Origin of the sequence: Paraburkholderia ultramafica (assembly GCF_902859915.1) — a bacterium.
Classification (GTDB): domain Bacteria; phylum Pseudomonadota; class Gammaproteobacteria; order Burkholderiales; family Burkholderiaceae; genus Paraburkholderia; species Paraburkholderia ultramafica.
On record NZ_CADIKK010000011.1, the window covers coordinates 108,041 to 126,528 of the forward strand.

The window sequence follows — 18,488 nt, forward strand, 5'->3', positions numbered from 1 at the left end:
GCGAAGCGGCCAACATTCGATCGCCCCGCCCTCGCATTCCAGCAAAGATGCAGCAGACTTCGGGCAAGACCCGGGCAAGCCCAGGCGAGGCCAACCCCGCTCAGATCGCCCAGCCGCCGAGATAAAACCCGACCAGCACGACAGCGATGACGACCGTGCCCACGTTCAGCTTGCGATACTCGCCGCTCACCACGCGGCCGATCACGAGCGTCGCGAAGCCGAGCATGATGCCCGTCACGATGTTCGCGGTCAGCACGATGAACACCGCGCACATCAGCCCCGCCATCGAGTCGACCATATCGTCCATATGCAGCTTGCTGACGTTCGACAGCATCAGGAGCCCCACGTACATCAGCGCCGGCGCCGTCGCATACGAAGGCACGAGACCGGCCAGCGGCGAGAAGAACATCACCACCAGGAACAGCAGGCCGACCACCGCCGCGGCCATCCCCGTCTTCGCGCCGGCCGCCACACCGACCGTCGATTCGATGTACGCCGCCGCCGGCGCGCCGCCGAGCAGGCCCGAGAAAACCGAGCTCAGCGAATCGGCCGTCAACGCGCGTCCGCCGTTGATGATGCGGCCGTTCTCATCGAGCTGGCCCGCCTGTCCCGCGACCGCGCGAATCGTGCCGGTGGCGTCGAACACGGCAGTCATCACGAGCGCGAGCACGCTGGGCAGCACGGCCATCGACAGCGCGCCCTTGATGTCCATCGCACCGATCAGCGACGCATGGCCCGGCGCACTGAGCGACGGCACCGCGAACACGCCATGGAACGACACGGCCGGATCGATCGCGAGCGCAAGCGCCGAAATCGCGACGATCACGATCAGGATCGAGCCCGGCACGCGGCGGCGCACCAGACCGAAAATCGCCGCCAGCCCCGCCACCGACATCAGCGCCGGCAGCGCCGTGATATGGCCGAGCGACACCGGCAGACCGGCGCCCGGATTCTTCACGACCAGACCCACGTCGTTCGCGGCGATCAGCAGCAGGAACAGGCCAATGCCGATGCCCGTGCCGTGCGCGATGCCGGTCGGCAGATTGCGCAGAATCCACGAACGCACGCCCGTCACCGAGATCGCGGTGAACACCACGCCCATCAGGAACACCGCGCCGAGCGCGACGTTCGGCTGCAGCCCCTTGCCGAGCACGAGGCCGAACGCGGTGAACGCCGTCAGCGAAATGGCGCAGCCGATGGCGATCGGCAGACGCGCCCACACGCCCATCAGCAGCGAACCGAACGCGGTGGTCAGACACACGGCGACAAACACCGCGCTGGTGTCGAAGCCCGCTTTGCCGAACATGCCCGGCACGACGAACACGGAATAGACCATCGCGAGGAAGGTCGTGATGCCCGCGACGATCTCCCGACGCTGCGTGCTGCCGCGCGACGCGATTTCGAAATAGCGGTCGAGAAAGCCCTTTCCGTCGAATGATTCGGTCGCGACTTCGGAAATCGCCTGGGCGTGGGGTTCCATCATGATGAGTGTCTCCTTTATCAGCGTGCTGAAGCGGCCGTCGATACGGCCGCCGTCAGGTTCGTCTCGTAGCGTTGGTTTAATGTGGGACGTCGTCTCGTTTGCTGTCTCGAAATGTAGGACAACACAAATATATCTCCCATCGCATGGATGGCATGCCGGTCATGTCGCGCTGCTTATATCGTTTAAGGGACGGCAAACCCGCCGACGCGGCGCGCGTTTACACCTACGGTTTGTCATCAAGGTGTGAAAGGGTTCTGATGGTTTCGCGGGCTGCGCCCCTTTGCCGGAATCGCCTGCAAAATCGGGGCCGCCCGACGTCGCGGGTTAAACTCTGGCCCGTACCTGTGATAACCGCGGCGGCCCACTGCGCCCGTCCGCACCGGCCCATGGAGTTGTTCCTGATGACTGGCGGCTTTTCGCGTCCTGCCTGGCGCGTGCTGATTCTCGCTGTGTTCGCGCTCTTCGCGCTGTCCGGTTGCAGCCTGTTATGGGGCCCGCAGCAGGCGCCGATCGTCGATGCGACGGTCATGCCCGTCGAGCCGGCCAGCGCGCCGGTGGCGGCCTCCGCGCCCGAACCGGTCGAGACCGAGGCGAACGAACCCGAGCAGCCGCACAAGCCGAAGAAGCCGGTCGTCAAACCGCACAAGGTCGAGCCGCCGCCGCCCGTCGCCACGCCCGCGCCGCCGCCTCCTCCCGCGCCGGCGCCGCTGATCGTGTTGCGCACGATCGAGCGCAACGAGGCGCGCACGCTGCTCGACAGCGAAGTGCAGAAGCCCGACGGCAAAGTGGTCGGACGCGCGGTCGACATGATCGCCGACGCGCTCGGCAAGCCGCGCGAGATGGTCGTCAATCTGCAGGGCTTCCTCGGCGTCGGCGACCGCAAGGTGAACTTCCCGTGGGGCGCGTTCCGCTTCACGCCGACCGCGAAGGCCGCGCCGATCACGCTGAACGCGGCGGCCGTACCGGCCAGCGCGGCCAAAACCACCGTCGTCCAAGTGCCGCTGATCGACGCCACCGTCGAGCGTTCGAACGGCGCCAAGGTCGGCCGCGTGATCGACGTGCTGATCGACGGCAATGCGCAACCGCAGGCCGTCGTGCTCGACGTCAACGGCATGGTCAGCACCGAGCGGCGCACGATCGCCGCGAACTGGTCGGCACTGCGCTTCGTCACGCGAGACAAGGAACTGCATCCGCAACTCGAACTGAGCGACGCGCAGATCAACGCGACGCCGCCCTACGCCAGCGACAAACCGATCCGCGCGGTGTCGCCGGCGCCGCCGCCCGCTCCCGCCGCCGCTTCGGCGCCTGCCGCCGCCTCCACGGCCATCGCGGTTTCCAACGCACGGGCGGCCCGATGATCGGCCGCACTCTCGTCACGGCGCGCAGTCTGCGGGCGCTCGATTGGCTGAATTTTTTCGTCGCCAACGTGCAGACAGGTTTCGGGCCGTTCATCGCGTCGTATCTCGCGTCGCACAAGTGGACCCAGGGAGAAATCGGCATGGCGCTGTCGGTCGGCACTATCAGCGCGATGGTGAGCCAGGTGCCGGGCGGCGCCGCGGTCGACGCGCTGCGCAACAAGAAAGCCGCGGCCGCGTGGGCGATCATCGCGATCATCCTGAGCGCGGTGCTGCTGGCGGTCAGTCCGACCGTGCTGCCGGTGATCGCCGCCGAGGTCTTCCACGGCTTCGCCAGCTGCATGCTGACGCCGGCGCTCGCCGCAATTTCGTTCGCGCTGGTGGGGCGCGCGAATCTCGGCGACCGGCTGGGGCGCAATGCGCGCTGGGCGTCGATCGGCAGCGCGGTGGCGGCCGGCCTGATGGGCGTGTTCGGCGAGTACTATTCGCCGCGCGCCGTGTTCTGGCTGACCGCCGCGCTCGCGGTGCCCGCGCTGATCGCGCTGTCGATGATCCAGCGCACCGATACCGTCGCTCTGCCGAAGGCCGCGCCGACGCCGCAGCAAATCGAACGGCGCGAGAGCTTGCGCGAGTTGCTGCGCGACAAGCGGATGCTGCTGTTCGCGGCGTGCATCGTGCTGTTCCATTTGTCGAATGCGGCGATGCTGAACCTGGCCGCGGGCGAAGTAACGGCCGGCATGGGCGACAACGTTCAACTGGTGATCGCGGCGTGCATCATCGTGCCGCAAGCGATCGTCGCGATGATGTCGCCGTGGGTCGGACGCTCCGCCGAGCGTTGGGGGCGCAGGCCGATTCTGCTGCTGGGGTTTTCGGCGCTGCCGATCCGGGCGTTGCTGTTTGCCGGGATCAGCAGCCCGTATCTGCTGGTGCCGGTGCAGATGCTGGACGGTTTGAGCGCCGCGGTGTTCGGCGTGATGCTGCCGCTGATTGCCGCCGACGTGGCCGGCGACAAGGGGCGCTATAACCTGTGTATCGGGCTGTTCGGGTTGGCGGCGGGGATCGGAGCGACGTTGAGTACGACGGCCGCCGGGTTCGTGGCGGATCATTTTGGCAATGCGGCCAGCTTCTTCGGTTTGGCTGCCGCGGGTGCGCTGGCGGTGCTGCTGGTGTGGGCGGCAATGCCCGAAACGCGCGATGCGGCGGCTGCCGGGAATGGCGCGCCGGTGGAGGATGGGGGAAAGTCGGCGGTCAGGTGATGAGAGGCCGTTGACAGGCGAACCCGGGAGCAGAGCAGGTTGGTCACTGTTACGCACTAAACCGGCACGGCGACTCGCCGTACATTGAAAGAGGCGCGATGATTTTTCATCGCGCCTCTTTTTCTTTTCGGCGGGCGATTCGGCACTGCAATTCGGAAACGTTCGGAAAATACTTTGCGGCGCTGTTGCATAACCCTACGAATTCGCTACTACCTCCGGCAAACAAACAGAGCCTCTCTACACTCGAATCAGATTTTTCAGGCTTTTTCATTAGCGTTGGTTACAAGAAGATAAGCGCTGCCAATCTCAGAGTTCGCACGTCGGCCATCGTCGATAAAGAAGTCCGCCCGCCGTCCGCACCCTCTTCAACCGGCCGCCACAGACCGGCTACGGCACAGCGGTCGCTAACAAAAAAATCTGCTGTAGAAACTCGCCATGCCCCTCATGAATGACGACCGAGCGAACGTGGACGCTCTTGTGATGCACGCCGATACGCATTTTTCCGCGCGGCGCATGGCCGAGGCGGCGGCCTGTTACCGTCAGGTTCTGTCGATGCGTCCACGCGACGCGCACGCGTTGCACCGCATGAGCCTCGTCAGTGTTCATCTGGACGAGCTTGAACAGGCTCGCGCCTATGCGACGCAAGCGCTGCAAGTCGCGCCTCAGCGCGCCGATTGGTGGGAAATCGCGGGGCTGCTCGCATCGTTGAAACGAGACTATGAGTCCGCTGAAGCGTTCTATCGTCAGGCGATCATCATGGCCGGCCACACCGCCAGCCTGCACAGGAACCTGGCCGACTGCCTGCGCGCGTCCGGACGTGTCGGTGAGGCAATCGGCCATTACGAACAGTCGCTCAGAATCGAGCCGCAGTCGCAGCATGCCAATCGGGCGCTGGCGCGGATCAATGCCGAACTGGGCCATATCGATCAAGCGGTGGACTTCTGGATGCGCGCGTGGATGCTCCAGCCGGCGGGATCGCAGGAAGACCTCGACGAGATTGTTGCGATCACGGCAACGGGTCACGCCGCGTCGCTCGACGAAGCCATCCATTGGATCAGAACACATTTTGCTGCCGATACAGCGGCCTTGAAAGCAGTCACGTATGTCCTGAACAGACATCATCGTTATGAGGACGCGGTCGCAGTGGCCCGGCAAGCGCTGGCTATCGACCCGCACGACGCGATCCTGTGTCACAACGCGGCATGGGCGCTCAGGAAGCTGGGGCGAGTCGCCGAATGCCGACCATACAGCGAGAAGGCGGCGCGAATGGCGCCTGACGATCCGACATTGCAATATCACTTCGCAGGCGTGCTTCTTTGTCTCGGCGAATTTGAAGAAGGCTGGAAACGCAACAAGTCGTTCTATGAAGTCCCCGCGAACCGGGCGCTGATGGCCTGGCCCGACTTCCCCGCGTGGCATGGCGAACCGGTTCGCGGTCGTCAGTTCCTGCTCATCGGCGAACAGGGACTCGGCGATCAGATACAGTTCCTTCGGTTTGCGACGTGGCTTCACCAGCAAGGGGCGAGCGTCGACGTTCTGGTGGACATGCCGATCGCGGTGCTTGCGGCAACCATGACCGGCGTGCGAGCCGTCTTCACCACCATGCCGCCCGGCCCTTACGACTACTGGTGTCATATGTTCAGTGTGCCCGAGCCTATGAAACTCGATTTGCCGATGCTTCCCGTCGCGATGCCGTATCTCGCCGCCGCGCCGGAGAAGGTGCGCTACTGGCGGGCTCGCATCGACACCGTCTCGGTGAAGCGCAAGTCCTCAAGGAACCGGCGTATCGGCATCGTGTATGCGGGCAGCCCTACCCAGTATCTCGACCGCTTCCGCTCCGTCCAGCTCGATACATTGCAAGCGTTGTTCGCTATACCGGACATCAGCTGGTATTCGGTCCAGAAAGGCGCCAGGGAACGTGAACCCGAAGCGCTGGCGCAGCAGTTCGACATCCACACACTGGGACCAGCCATTCATGACTTCACCGATACCCTCGCGATACTCGACTCGCTCGACCTGTTGATCACTGTCGATACGTCGGTTGCGCATCTGGCCGGAGCGGCGGGCTTGCCGGTGTGGGCTCTCATCCCCGCCTACACGGACTGGCGATGGATGATCGAAAGAACGGACAGCCCCTGGTATCCGTCGATGCGGTTGTTCCGCCAGCGCGAGTTAGGTGAATGGGGCCCGGTTATCGATCAAGTGCGGGACGCGTTACGCGTACCCATGCACGCCTTTAACAGCACAAACAATTAACCCGAGCAAACAGACCTGTGTCAGATTCCCGCCTATCCGTCGCCGAGATCGCTGCTGCGCATATCGCGCGCGCCGATGCCTGTTTCGACAAGAACCTCCTGCCGGACGCCATCGAAAACTACCGGCGCGCATTAGACCTGATGCCGCGCAATGCCCATGCTCTGCATCGTTTGGGGCTGGCGTGTTTTCGTAACGACCAGATGGAACTGGCGCGCGTGTTCCTGAACCAGGCATTGCACGCGGCCCCCGAACGGGCCGACATTGGCGAGCACTGCGGGTTGACGGCCGCATTGGCGGGCGACCTGGTTGCGGCCGAGGCTTTTTATCGTCGTGCAATCACGCTGGCCGACGGCACCGCTACGCTGCATCGCAATCTTGCCGATTGTCTGCGCCTGTCCAGACGCTTGGACGAGGCGATGATTCACTACGCGAAGGCGCTGGAGCTCGATCCAACCCTGCATCACGCGGCGTATGCGCTAGCCGGGATCAGCACGGAGTGCGGCCGATTCTCAGACGCCGCGGACCACTGGCAACGTGCATGGTCGCTCGATCGCACACAACTGCGCAGCGGCCTCGGCCTGATATCGGCGTTAAACAAAGCGAAGCGCGATAGCGAGATCGACGCCGTCGTCGCGCAGATGCGCTCCGACTTTGCCGCCGACGCGATAGCGCTCAAAGAACTCTCGTATGCACTGAACTGCATCGACCGCTTTCGGGAAGCAATCAGTATTGTCGAACAGGGCTTGGCCATCGACCCGAACAATGCGTGGCTGCATCACAACGCGGCGTACGGGTTTAGCATGCTGGGCGAATTTCCAGCATTCAAGGCGCACAGCATCGAAGCTGCGCGCCTGATGCCGGACGATGCGGTCATGCAGTCCAACCTGGCGAATGCGCACCTTCTTTTCGGTGAATTCGAACAGGGTTGGGCGAAAGACAGATGGCGCGAAAAAATGCCGATGAACCAGACTCTGGTGCGTCCGAACTTCCCTGAGTGGCAAGGCGAGCCGCTCTCGGGAAAAAGGTTTCTACTACTCGGTGAACAAGGGCTGGGCGATCAGATTCAGTTTCTGCGCATGGCCGCGTGGCTGCATCGGCAAGGAGCGACTGTCGACGTGTGGGTCGACGTTCCGTTGGGTGAACTGGCGCGTGGCGCACATGGCGTCAACGCAGCATGGGTCACGCTGCCTGCCGGTCCTTACGACTACTGGAGCCGCATGCTGCGCATGCCCGAATATGCAAAGCTCGATTTCGCGATGCTTCCCGTCGCGATGCCCTATCTCACCGTCACGCCTGAAAAGCGGCATCAATGGCAAACATACCTCGACGGCATTTCACGAGCCGGGCACGAGGAGAACCAACGCATCGGCCTGGTATGGGCAGGCAACCCGGATTACGCAAATGACCGCTACCGGTCAATCAAACTGGACGCGCTGCAATCGGTGTTGGCGCAACCCGGCGTCACCTGGTATTCGGTGCAAAAAGGCGCCGGGGAGCGTGACACCGAACCACTCGCGCAACAGTTCGAGATGCACACGCTCGGGCCCATCATCCGCGACTTCACCGACACCCTCGCGATACTCCACTCGCTCGATCTGCTGATCACGATCGATTCATCGGTCGCGCATCTCGCCGGCGCGGCCGGTTTGCCGGTGTGGGTGCTGATCCCCGCCTACGCGAACTGGCGGTGGCTGACCGACGGCACGCACAGTCCGTGGTATCCGTCGATGCGGCTGTTCCGCCAGCGCGAACTAGGTGAATGGGGTCCGCTTATCGAAGAAGTGCGGGACGCGTTGCGCGAATGGTGCGCCACGCACGCCAGCCCGCACGTCAATCAATCGGCCTGCCCGCCGTCTCGCGCATGAACGGCAACGGCAGCAACGACACCAGACCACAGCCGATCAGATACCAGGCCGGCGCGAGATTGTTGCCGGACAGCTGGATCAACCAGGTCGCGAAGAACTGCGCAAACCCGCCGAAAATAGATACCCCGAGGCAATAGACAATCGACATCCCGGTCGCACGAATCGCGCGCGGAAACATTTCCGGCAGCATGACGATGTTGGGCACGGCGGAAAACGCAACCAGCACCGCGAGCCCCGCCACCACCGACAACAACACCGGCACTGTCGGCGCGGCGTTGATCATCATGAATGCCGGATATACCGCGACGATCAGCAACACGCGCGACACCCACAACACGCGCTTACGGCCGACACCCGCTCCCTGGGGCTCTCGCCGGCCGCCGTGACCAAGGCGATGCGCGAACTGGAAGCCGATCTGCACGCTCCGCTGGTGGTGCGCAGCGCGAGCGGCGTCGCGTTCACCGAGTTCGGCCGCGCGCTGGTCGTGCACGCGCGGCGCTTGCGATAAACGTCGAGAATCACCTGCAACAGATCGATGCGCTGTTCGATCGTGGTCTCGCTGTACGCGGCAAACGCGCGCTTCGCGGCGGCGACCGCGCGATCGACATCGGCTGCGCTGCCGAGCGAAATTTTCGCGAACGCGTTGGCGGTCGACGGATCGATCACGTCGAGCGTCGCGGGTTGCGTCTGGTCAGCCGGAGCGACAGGGTCAACCCACTGGCCGTCGATATAAAACTGTGTGGCGTGCTGCATGGCCTTGTCCTCAACATGAAACGTTTCAGGTCAGATGCGGGGCGGTCCATCGCACCCGTTGCGGCGTCGCGCGTCGCGGCTTCACCGCTTCAAGCTTAGTCGCCGGCACCACCGGATGCACGGTCACATTACGCCGCGATCCGCTGCGCAGCCAGCGGCGGCCGCGCGGTCCCTACACGTGGCGAGATCGAAGAAGAACGGGGGCCTGCTGCAATACGCTACCCGCGAGGCCCGCGCCGCCCGCACGGCCCGCACCCGCGCGCGTCAAGCGCGTCAATCGAGAAACTCCGCCGCCCGCTTGCGCAGCTCCGCGCCGAAGTCGTCGAGCCAGCCGATCGACAGACGCCAGCTCTGCCAGTACAGATCGACATCGATCGGCTTGCCCGGCGCCATCTCCACCAGCTCGCCGCTCGCCAGATGCGCGGCGATCATCCGCTCCGGGCACATGCCCCAGCCGAGCCCCGTCACGCAGGCCCGCAAAAAGCCGGCGACGTGCGGAATCCAGTGCAACGGCGGGTCGAGTTCCGCGCGCGTGATGCGGCGCATGAAGCGCTTTTGCAACTGGTCCTTCGGATTGAAATCGACGCACGGCGTGCGCCGCAGACTTTCGCGCGTGACGCCGGCGGCAAAGTAGCGCGCGAGAAATGCCGGCGAGCAGACCGCCAGATAGCGCATCCGCCCGAGCCGCGTCGAGCGGCAGCCCTGCACCGGCTCGGCCTGCGTGGTGAGCGCGCCTTGCACACTGCCGTCGCGAATCCGCTCGGCGGTGTGGTCCTGATCGTCGATCACCAGATCGAGCAGCATCTCCCGCTCGACGCAGAACGGCGCCACCGCGTCGATGAACCACGTGCCGACGCTGTCGTCGTTGACGGCCACGCGCAGCGCCGGCCACGGCTCCACCAGCGCGCCGGGCAGCGCCGGCAGGCGGCCGTTGAGCTCCGCTTCGAGCAATTGCACGCGTTCGGTATGGCGGCACAGCAGCGCGCCCGAGGTGGTCGCGACGCACGGCTGGCCGCGCTTTACGAGCACGCTGCCGACCCGCTCCTCCAGCAGCTTGACCCGCTGCGACACCGCCGACGGCGTGACATTCAGTTCGCCGGCCGCGCGATCGAACGAGCCGTGGCGCACCACGGCGGCCAGTGCATCGAGCAACGCATAGTCGAGCATTAGCGCTCCTTAATTGGCATTAAATTTATTAGCTTCTCTTATGAGACGCAAAACCGCAGACTAGCGCCTTTCGCTTGCCTCCGTCTACTGGATCGTTTATGAACTGGCTGTCTTTCTCCCACGGCGCCGCCCTGTGCGCATCGCTGATCGTGACGATCGGCGCGCAGAACGCCTTCGTGCTGCGTCAGGGCATCATGCGCTCGCATGTCGGCAAGATCATCGCGCTGTGCGCGCTGTCGGACTTCATTCTGATCGGAGCGGGCGTCGGTGGCGCATCGGTGCTGGTGCAACGCTACCCGGTGTTCGTCCATACGATGCTGTATGTCGGGCTCGCCTATCTCGTGTGGTTCGGCATCAACGCGCTGCGCCGCGCGGTGCGGCCGGAGAATGCGGTGCTGGACACCAATGCGAGCGGCGCGGCGCCCACGCAACGCGCGATGCCGATCATCCTGATGACGCTCGCCCTCACCTGGCTCAACCCGCACGTGTATCTCGACACGTTCCTGCTGATCGGCACGGCCGGCGCGCGTGAGCCGGAAGGCGCACGGGTCGCGTTCGCGCTCGGGGCGATGGTGGTCAGCGGGATCTGGTTTATCGGCCTCGGTTACGGCGCGCGCGCGCTGGCGCCGCTGTTTCGCCGAGCCACTGCGTGGCGCGTGCTGGATGGCGCGATCGGCAGCATGGTGTTGCTGCTCGCGGTCACGCAGTTGCGCTGAATGCGGCGTTGCATGAAGGCGCGCGTGAGACCGCCGCCTTCGTCAAACAGCCGTCATTCGACTTCGAGCACCCGTGCCGGGTTGTGCCCAGCAGGCGCGATGGTGTGATCGCCCGGCACGAGGTTCATCAGCCGTGCGAACACCGGCCATTTGACCAGCGACTGCTGATACGACTCCTTCGCCTGCCCATCGAAATAGTTGGCCGGATCGACTTCGGGCAATCGACGCGCGAGGCCCGTGATGTCGTCCACCGGCCAGCCTCCGGCGTTTGCATCAGCATTCGCGACAGCTTTCACACCCACCCCCGTCATTTGCCATCCACCCATACGCCGTCCGGCGTCTTCACCACGTAACCGGACGCCGTCTTCATCGTCACCGTCCCTTCGTTTTCGCCGATCATCTGCGTTTGCGGCAGATTCGCCGCGTACTGCGACAAGGTCACGCCCGGCTTGAACGGACTGTTCGACACGAGGTTCGACAATAGTTGCGCAAGCGCGAGGAAACTCGTCGGATTGTCGATCACGGTGGTCGCCCCATGATTGCCCTGGAAGCCGACCAGGCGCACGCCCGCGGGTCCGTGCACGACGCGCGGCGTCGGAATTTCACGCAAGCCGGCCACCTGGTTCGCGTCGCCACGCAGTGCCGCGCCGTGTTCCGGCACGAACACGATCACCGCACGCCGGCCCGACGCCGCGATCAGATCCGCGAAGCGGTCGAAATCGCTCATCAGTTTGTTCACACGCTGCGGGTACGAATCGATGCTCGACAGACTGCTGTTCGGCAGCCGGTTGCCGTCGTGCAGACTGATCGTGTTGTAGTACAGCGCGACCGGCCCCGGCGTGCTGGCGCGCTGCGCGTACCAGTTGGCGAGCGTCGCATAATCGTCGCGAATCGGCGAGCCGTCGAACGCATGCATCGCGACCGGCACACTGGTATTCGAAATCATCGGCACGTTCGGCACGCCGGCGTTGTCGTGCACCAGTTGCAGGAAGTTATCGAAGTGGCCGTCGTGATTCAGCATCGTCTGCGGCGTGTAGCCCGCTTGCGCGAGATCGGCCAGCAGATGGCACTGTTGCGGCGCGTCCTTGTAGAGGTCCGCGTGCGCCTGCTGGCCGCAGCTCGCGCGCAGCACACGAATCGCCGCCGGTCCGCTATAGCTCGCCGCCGTGCTGAAGTTCGTGAACAGATAGTCGAAGTGGCTCAGCATCGGATGATTGCGCGCCTTCACGGCGTCGAGATCGTCCCACGACAGCGAACAGATATGCAGCACGATCACGTCGAACTGCGTGCTCACGTCGGCGCCGAGATGGCCGAATGTCACCTGCCGCTGCGACTCCTGCGTGCGGAACGCGGCCAGCGCCGCGTTATGGTCGAGCGGCTGCGCGGCCAACGCATTGCTTGATGCGGCCACCGCCGGCGCGCTGCGCCATTGCGCGAGCACCGTGCTGCCCTCCTGCCATAGCGGAATCGCGACCAGCGCGATCAGCACGAACGTCGCGACGCGCAGCCAGCGGTTCACGATCAGATAACCGATCAATCCGCCGACGGCGGCAAGCAGCAGCATCGGCGGCAGGAAACGCTGCGCGAGTTCGAGCCAGTAGCCGAAGCTGAACGTCGTGAGGTTGCCGAACTCCTCGGTCAGACGCGAGAACGGCGGCACGTTCGCCTCGTGATACATCAGCGGCACGCCGATCGCGAGTCCGAGCAGGTTGCGCAACACGCGCAGCCCGCGATGCCGCAGCGTCGCGCTCGCGGCAAGCACCAGCGCGAAGCCGATATTGGCGAGCCACAGCGGCTGCAGATGCCCGCCGGTGAACAGGTACAGCTTGATGATGAAATACAGGTTCCACAGAGTCATGAACAGGTTTCTCTTATTGGCCGGGCGCGCACGCCAGCGGCATTAATAGCGTGTACGGTCCAGCGCGAGCAGCGACTGGCACGCGCGCAGCACGCCGGCCAGCAGCCTCGAATAGCCTTCGATCCCCATCGTCAGAACGTCCTTCAGGCCGCGCAGCGGCGTGTCCTCGACGGTTTGCTCGTCCCAGTCGAGCCACGCGTCGGCGCGGCCGAACGTGCATTGCACCATCTGCCGTTCCTGTTCGAGCGTCAGTCCGTCGAAGCGCACGCCCAGGTTGCCGCCGACAAACCGGCTCACATACACCGGGAAATGGAATTGCCGGTCGCCGCGGCTAAGGCACACGCCAAGGCTGTCGCCAGGCGCGAGTTGCAGAGCCGGATCGACCTCCAGACCGAGGCCGCCGGTCGAATAGTCGCTGGTAGTGCACGCCACCGTCGTGCCGTCCGCGAGCAGCAACGTGGCGGCCGCGCGCATCGCGATGCGATGGGTGACGCGCACCTGCTTCGCCTCGCGCGCCACGCTCGCCGCCGCGCCGAGCATCACGAGGTTGTAGAGCGTCCAGAACACGTTCATCAGGATCGTCGGGGTCTCGCCGCCCTGCCCGAACATCAGCCGGTACACGCCGGCCAGCAGCGCGCATGCGTTCAATCCGAGCAGCACCAGATACGGCTTCGACACGGCCCAGTCGAAGTAGCCTTCGTCGATCCGGCCGCCCTTGTCGGTCACGTTGAACTTGCCGTGCTTCGGGCTGAAGAAGGCGATGGTGGTCGGCAGCGCGATGTACCACGCGAGCACTGACTCATACACTTCGGCCCAGAACGAGTGGCGGAATTTGCCCTGCATCCGCGAGTTCGCGAGGTTGGCGAGCACGATGTACGGCAGCACGAATCCCGCAATGGTGGTCGCCGACGCGTTGATGAAGTACATCTGGAAGAACAGGTACGCCATCGGCATGGTCAGGAAGATGAGCCGTGGCACGCCGTAGAAGAAATGCAGCATCGCGTTGCCGTAGCACAGCCGCTGGAAGAAGCTCAGGCCGCGGCCGAGAAACGGATTGTCGATGCGGAAAATCTGCGCCATGCCGCGCGCCCAGCGCGTGCGCTGCTTGATGTGGCTCGCGAGACTTTCGGTGGCGAGACCGGCGGCCTGCACGGTCGGCAGATAGGCGGTCGTGTAGCCGCGCCGGTGCAGCTTGAGCGCGGTGTGCGCGTCCTCCGTGACGGTCTCCACCGCGACGCCGCCCACTTCCTCGAGCGCCGTGCGCTTGATGACCGCGCACGATCCGCAGAAGAACGACGCGTTCCACAGATCGTTGCCGGACTGCACGAGTCCGTAAAACAGGTTGCCTTCGTTCGGCACGCGGCGGAACGTGCCGAGGTTGCGCTCGAACGGATCGGGCGAGAAGAAGTGATGCGGGGTCTGCACCATCGCGCAGCGGGCGTCGCGCAGAAAGGTGCCCATCGTGGTTTGCAGGAACGAGCGCGTTGGCACGTGATCGCAATCGAAGATCGCGATGTACTCGCCGTGCGTCTTCTCCAGCGCCCGGTTGATGTTGCCGGCCTTCGCGTGACGATTGTCGTCGCGCGTGAGATAGCCGATGCCGCTGTCGCGCGCGAATCTCCTGAATTCTTCGCGATGGCCGTCGTCGAGCAGATACACGCGCAGCTTGTCGGCCGGCCAGTCGATGCCTTGCGCGGCGAACACGGTCGGCCGCACCACCGACAGCGGCTCGTTATAGGTCGGAATGTAAATATCGACGCTCGGCCAACGGGTGGTGTCGGCGGGCAGTTCGGCGACCGCGCGGTCCAGCGGCCACGCGGTCTGCACGAAGCCGAGCAGCAGAATGATCCACGTATAGGCTTCGGCGCCAAACAGCAGATAGCCGAGGATCGCCTCGCCCGGCGTCTGGAACGACAGCGTCTGCGTCACGCGCCACCAGACGTAGCGCACCATCGCGAGCAGCGCGAGCGTCGTGAGGATCAGCACCGGCATGCGGCCAGGGAAGCGGCGCAAGATCAGCGCGACGATCACCAGCACCGCGAAGAACTCGAACTCCCCGCCCGACGACAACGGTGACGTGCCGATCAGGGTCCACAAGCCCGCGCCCGCCAGCACGATGAGCGGCAGTAGCCAGCGAATGTGGCCGATGCGCTGCGTGCCGGCTTCGAGTTGCTCGCCCCAGCGCTGCCACGGCAGGCTCGGCAGCATCGCTTCGAGACGGCGGCGCAGGCGGCGCCAGCGCAGCAACACCGGCACCAGCCAGCGATCGATCCAGTCGAGCGCGGCGCGCACTTTTGCCGCGCCGCTCTGCTCGGGCAATCGCGGCGCGCGCACGAAAGCGCGCCACAGCCATGCGCGCAGACGATGCGGTTCGAGCACGCCCCATTGCAGCGCCAGATGCAGCACGGCGGTTCTGATCCAGCGGCGCGCGTAGTCAGGCTTGCCCGGCGCCGGCGGCTGGAAGAACAGGCGCACGAACCAGTCGAGCGGCGTGCGGCCGGCGGGTACGCCGAGGCCGCGCGCGAGCCAGTCGAGCATGCGTTGGCGCCGCGTGCGCGGCGGGCGGCCAGCGTTGATGGGCTCGCCAATGGGTTCGATTGCGGGCGCTTCGCCAGGCTCGCTGCCAGGGCTGCTCATTGGCCTGTTGATCGGCCCGTTCTTCGGTCCGCTCATACCCGCTCACCGTGACCGCGTGCGGCCGTCGCCGGTGTGCCGGCGACCCACGCGTCGAGCCAGTTGGCCAGACCATGTAGATCGTGCGATGCCTGCGAATGCGGGGCGTCGTCGAAGAGCCACGTGCCGCGCGCGAACGACTCGGGCAACGCCACGTCTAGATGCACGCGCTGCGCGAGCGGCAGACCGTTGCCGAGCGCTGCCGCGAGCATCGCGAGCACATCGCGCTGCATGTCGCGCGCCGGATTCAGCCGGTTCACGATGATCCTGAGATTCGCGCCGTCGCGCCGCAGTGCATCGAGCTGCGCGACCAGCGTCGCGCAGGCAGCCGGTTCGGGCGGCGTCACGCATAACACGAGGTCGGCGCAACGCACGGCCTGATCGGCTTGCTGCGACGGATAACGGGCGGTGTCGATCAGCACGACGCCGTCGCGCGGCAGAACAAGTTGCGCGAGCGCGTTCGCGAGCCATTGCGGCTCGGCGGCAAGCCGCGCATCGCAGCGCGCGCTGTGCGCGAGCGATACCGCGCCGTACGGCACGAACAGCACGCCCTCGGCGTTGCGCCACGTATGCGTATGCCACGCGCCGGCCTCGTCGAGCAACGCTTGCGCGATGCCGGCCGGCGCAAAACCGTCGATCCCGAGATGCGCGCCGAGCATGTTCTGCGGATCGAAGTCGAGCGCGACCACCTGGCGGCCGCGCCGCGCGAGCAACACCGCAAGTGCGGCGCTCAGCGTCGTGCGGCCCGTGCCGCCTGCGGTCGAAACGACGGCGATCGTTTTCATCGGGTGGCCTCGTCGACGCTCTGTGAGTCCGGCAACAGCCTGGCGCGCAACGCGACCGGTTCGATGTCGCAATGCACCGCGTCGCGCGGATCGAAGCCCCGCATTGCCGCGAGCCCCCGGCGCGCACTGCCGCGCTGCCAGACGATCCACACCGGGACCGCGAGGATCAGACCGGCGGCGAAACAGGTCAGTAGAAATTCCATCACTCGCTCTCCTTGTTGCGCACCGGCATGACGCAGGGTTCGGCGCGGCGGCGTGGCGGTGTCGCGCGTGAGGTGGCCGGGCGTAGCGCGGCTTGAGCTTGCTGCGGCGTCAAGCCCTTGAGCGTTTCGTTGCGCGGCATCGCTTCGGTGGTATTAGCGGCTTCGGTATTAGCGGCGTCGTCGGCTGCGAGCGCTTCGTCAGCTTCAGCACGCGCGTGACTCAGCGCCTCCTCCACCATCGCGAGTTGCTCAGCCGCCGCCAGCGCCCCCTCTCGCGACCTCTCCCCTTGAACGCCCGCAGCCTGCGTCTGCGCATCGGGCTGCTCATCCCGCCGCGGCGGCGCAAACAGATCGCTGTAGTCAGCAATCCGCGCGCGCCGGTTCGCCGCGTCCAGCGCGTTCAGTTCATCGCCGATGCTCTGCTCCGCCAGATGCAGCAGCGCGTCCGCGAGCCGTTCGACCGGCACGTCGAAGATTCGCGCGAGCGCGGCATCCGCATCGGCCAGTCGGCAGGCGAACAGGAACACGTACAGATGCGACGCGTCGGCCGTGAAAACATCGCCCGCGCGACGCGGCACGCAATGCCTCAGCGCGTCGACATGCGCGCACTGCGGCAGCAGCGTCAATTTGACGAGCACATGCGGCAAGTGCAAAACCGCGCTGCGATCGAGCACGGTCCGCACCCGCTCGCAGAACGCGCCTGGCGGCAGATAGCCGAGCACGGCGTCGCTCAGCGCGGCGCTGAGCGCGCTTCGATAATCGGCCGCAACCGGACGCGTGTGGAGCTGCCCTTGCATCGATTGCAGCAGCGACTGCATCCGCGAGAACGGCAGGTCGCGGCCCAGCACGAGGTTGGCGCCGAGCGTCAGCACCAGCAGTTCGTATTGATGGCGCAGCACTTCCCCGCGTTCGACGATCACGATCTTCAGCGCGCGGCCCGCCTGACGGCGCAGCGCATGGACCGCCGCGCACAGCGCGTCGAGCTGCGCGCCGCCCGCATAGTCGAGCACCACGGTCGCCGCCTGGGCATCGGCGCAGGCGGCCAGCACCGCCGCCTGATCGGCCAGCACTTCCCAGTGCGGCGGCACCCACGCTTCATGGCCGCGCACCACCGCGCGGCTGACCACGACCCGCTGTTCATCGCGCGCGAGCAGCCCGTCGCCGCGCGCCATCACGCCGCCGCCTGGCGCATCCGGCGCGACGCTCAGGCGGCCGTTTTCGGTGAAACGCAGCGCGCGGACTTCGCCGGTCACGAGCGAGCGGTTCGAGCGCCAGAAGTCGACATGCCACAACAACTCACCGTGCGTGCGCTCCATTCGCGCGACGCCCGAGCACGCAGCATGGAATTCATTGCGGCCGGCCTGCGCACCTGCGTTTTCCGCCGGGATCCCGGCGTCAAGCCAACCAGCGTCCTCGAGCTCGGCCGCGCTCGACGGCGAACCTAGCAGCAACACCAGCGTGATGTTGCGTGCCGCGCACCAGTTCGCCAGCATCCGGCCTTCGCGCGCGAGCGCGGCGGCGTCGACCCAGTTGAACCAGCGCTCGGCGCCTTCGACGAAATACAACGAACGCGAGCGAAACCCGAAGCGCTTGAGCGCGCGCAGACCGCCGAACACTTTGCCGAGCACGACCGGCGCGGCCGCCGGCGCCGCTGCCGCCGCTGCATCGGCTGCGCGGCTGACGGCCGGCGGCATCGCCAGCACGCTCAGGTTGCGCGGCCAGCCCGAGGCCGGCGCGTTGGCGTTGAAACCAAGTTCGCGCAGACGCTGCGCAACGTCGGCGCGCTCGCGCGCGAGCACGACCGTGACGTCGCGCGTTTGTGCGTCGCGCGCGCTCTCCCAGATCAGCGCATCGACGCCCGGCGCATCGGCGCCCGACGCATCGGCGCCCGGTGTGCGTGGCGCCGCATAGATCGCGTAGAGCTTGCCGGTTTCAAGCGCGGCCCATTCGTCGGGCAACGCGTCGACGGCGAGCCGCCCGAGCCGTCGCGCATGCGCCTGCGAGCCCGTCCGGCCGAACGCTTGCAGCCAGCGTCGCACGAAGCTGCCGGCCGCCGCCGGCTTGGGTGGATTCGAATCGGTGCTCACGCGTGGTTTCCCTGATCTCGTTGCATCGCCG

The 18,488-nt window shown here is 65.7% G+C and carries 14 protein-coding genes and 3 pseudogenes; 7 read left to right on the forward strand and 10 right to left on the reverse strand.

Annotated elements, in window-relative coordinates; genetic code table 11:
* Positions 1-100: 100 nt before the first annotated feature.
* A complete protein-coding gene (locus tag HV744_RS13715) occupies positions 101-1,483 on the reverse strand; it encodes an NCS2 family permease (RefSeq protein WP_175150040.1) in 1,383 nt (460 codons plus the stop codon).
* Positions 1,484-1,884: 401 nt separating this feature from the next.
* Here HV744_RS13715 and HV744_RS13720 point away from each other — a divergent pair, with 401 nt between their 5' ends.
* From HV744_RS13720 to HV744_RS13740, 5 genes are all read left to right on the forward strand, one after another.
* Positions 1,885-2,841 (forward strand): PRC-barrel domain-containing protein, encoded by a 957-nt coding sequence (locus tag HV744_RS13720; protein ID WP_175150041.1) that lies wholly within the window; start codon positions 1,885-1,887, stop codon positions 2,839-2,841.
* A complete protein-coding gene (locus HV744_RS13725) occupies positions 2,838-4,094 on the forward strand; it encodes an MFS transporter (RefSeq protein ID WP_175150042.1) in 1,257 nt (418 codons plus the stop codon). The genes HV744_RS13720 and HV744_RS13725 overlap by 4 nt, the downstream gene beginning before the upstream one ends.
* A gap of 98 nt (positions 4,095-4,192) precedes the next feature.
* Positions 4,193-4,546 (forward strand): hypothetical protein, encoded by a 354-nt coding sequence (locus HV744_RS38255; RefSeq protein WP_175150043.1) that lies wholly within the window; start codon positions 4,193-4,195, stop codon positions 4,544-4,546.
* Positions 4,547-4,679: 133 nt separating this feature from the next.
* On the forward strand, positions 4,680-6,350 hold the full coding sequence (locus tag HV744_RS37270) for a tetratricopeptide repeat protein (RefSeq protein ID WP_425497713.1): 1,671 nt from the start codon (positions 4,680-4,682) through the stop codon (positions 6,348-6,350).
* A 17-nt stretch (positions 6,351-6,367) separates the two neighbouring features.
* Complete coding sequence (locus tag HV744_RS13740; protein WP_175150045.1) at positions 6,368-8,215, forward strand: tetratricopeptide repeat protein; 1,848 nt, start codon at positions 6,368-6,370, stop codon at positions 8,213-8,215.
* On the opposite strand, the pseudogene HV744_RS13745 reads toward HV744_RS13740, so the two are convergent.
* Positions 8,181-8,567, reverse strand: a pseudogene (locus HV744_RS13745) (MFS transporter); the annotation flags it as partial. The gene HV744_RS13740 and the pseudogene HV744_RS13745 overlap by 35 nt on opposite strands.
* Here HV744_RS13745 and HV744_RS38260 point away from each other — a divergent pair.
* Positions 8,511-8,711 (forward strand): annotated as a pseudogene (locus tag HV744_RS38260) (LysR family transcriptional regulator); the annotation flags it as partial. The pseudogenes HV744_RS13745 and HV744_RS38260 sit on opposite strands and share 57 nt — an antisense overlap.
* Positions 8,712-8,767: 56 nt before the next feature.
* On the opposite strand, the pseudogene HV744_RS13755 reads toward HV744_RS38260, so the two are convergent.
* Both HV744_RS13755 and HV744_RS13760 read right to left on the reverse strand, forming a co-directional pair.
* Positions 8,768-8,968: pseudogene (locus HV744_RS13755) on the reverse strand (aldehyde dehydrogenase family protein); the annotation flags it as partial.
* A 273-nt stretch (positions 8,969-9,241) separates the two neighbouring features.
* A complete protein-coding gene (locus HV744_RS13760; RefSeq protein ID WP_175150046.1) occupies positions 9,242-10,135 on the reverse strand; it encodes a LysR family transcriptional regulator ArgP in 894 nt (297 codons plus the stop codon).
* A gap of 98 nt (positions 10,136-10,233) precedes the next feature.
* On the opposite strand from HV744_RS13760, the gene HV744_RS13765 reads away from it, so the two are divergent.
* Positions 10,234-10,851, forward strand: a complete 618-nt coding sequence (locus HV744_RS13765; protein WP_175150047.1) for a LysE/ArgO family amino acid transporter — start codon at positions 10,234-10,236, stop codon at positions 10,849-10,851.
* A 53-nt stretch (positions 10,852-10,904) separates the two neighbouring features.
* Here HV744_RS13765 and HV744_RS13770 read toward each other — a convergent pair whose 3' ends face one another.
* The 6 genes from HV744_RS13770 to bcsE form a co-directional block, all read right to left on the reverse strand.
* Positions 10,905-11,102 (reverse strand): hypothetical protein, encoded by a 198-nt coding sequence (locus HV744_RS13770; protein ID WP_246279030.1) that lies wholly within the window; start codon positions 11,100-11,102, stop codon positions 10,905-10,907.
* 56 nt (positions 11,103-11,158) lie between these two features.
* Positions 11,159-12,709, reverse strand: coding sequence for a cellulose biosynthesis protein BcsG (gene bcsG / locus HV744_RS13775; RefSeq protein ID WP_175150049.1), 1,551 nt, complete (start codon positions 12,707-12,709; stop codon positions 11,159-11,161).
* A gap of 42 nt (positions 12,710-12,751) precedes the next feature.
* Entirely contained in the window at positions 12,752-15,247 is a 2,496-nt protein-coding gene (bcsA, locus tag HV744_RS13780) for a UDP-forming cellulose synthase catalytic subunit (RefSeq protein WP_175150109.1), read from the reverse strand.
* A 131-nt stretch (positions 15,248-15,378) separates the two neighbouring features.
* Positions 15,379-16,167 carry a cellulose biosynthesis protein BcsQ gene (gene bcsQ, locus HV744_RS13785; RefSeq protein WP_175150050.1) on the reverse strand — a complete coding sequence of 263 codons (789 nt, stop codon included), beginning with the start codon at positions 16,165-16,167 and terminating at the stop codon, positions 15,379-15,381.
* The gene (locus HV744_RS13790; RefSeq protein ID WP_246279031.1) at positions 16,164-16,370 is read right to left on the reverse strand and encodes a hypothetical protein; all 207 of its coding nucleotides are present in this window, start codon (positions 16,368-16,370) and stop codon (positions 16,164-16,166) included. Before HV744_RS13790 ends, bcsQ begins: the two co-directional genes overlap by 4 nt.
* On the reverse strand, positions 16,370-18,457 hold the full coding sequence (gene bcsE / locus HV744_RS13795) for a cellulose biosynthesis protein BcsE (protein ID WP_246279032.1): 2,088 nt from the start codon (positions 18,455-18,457) through the stop codon (positions 16,370-16,372). Before bcsE ends, HV744_RS13790 begins: the two co-directional genes overlap by 1 nt.
* Positions 18,458-18,488 lie beyond the last annotated feature (31 nt).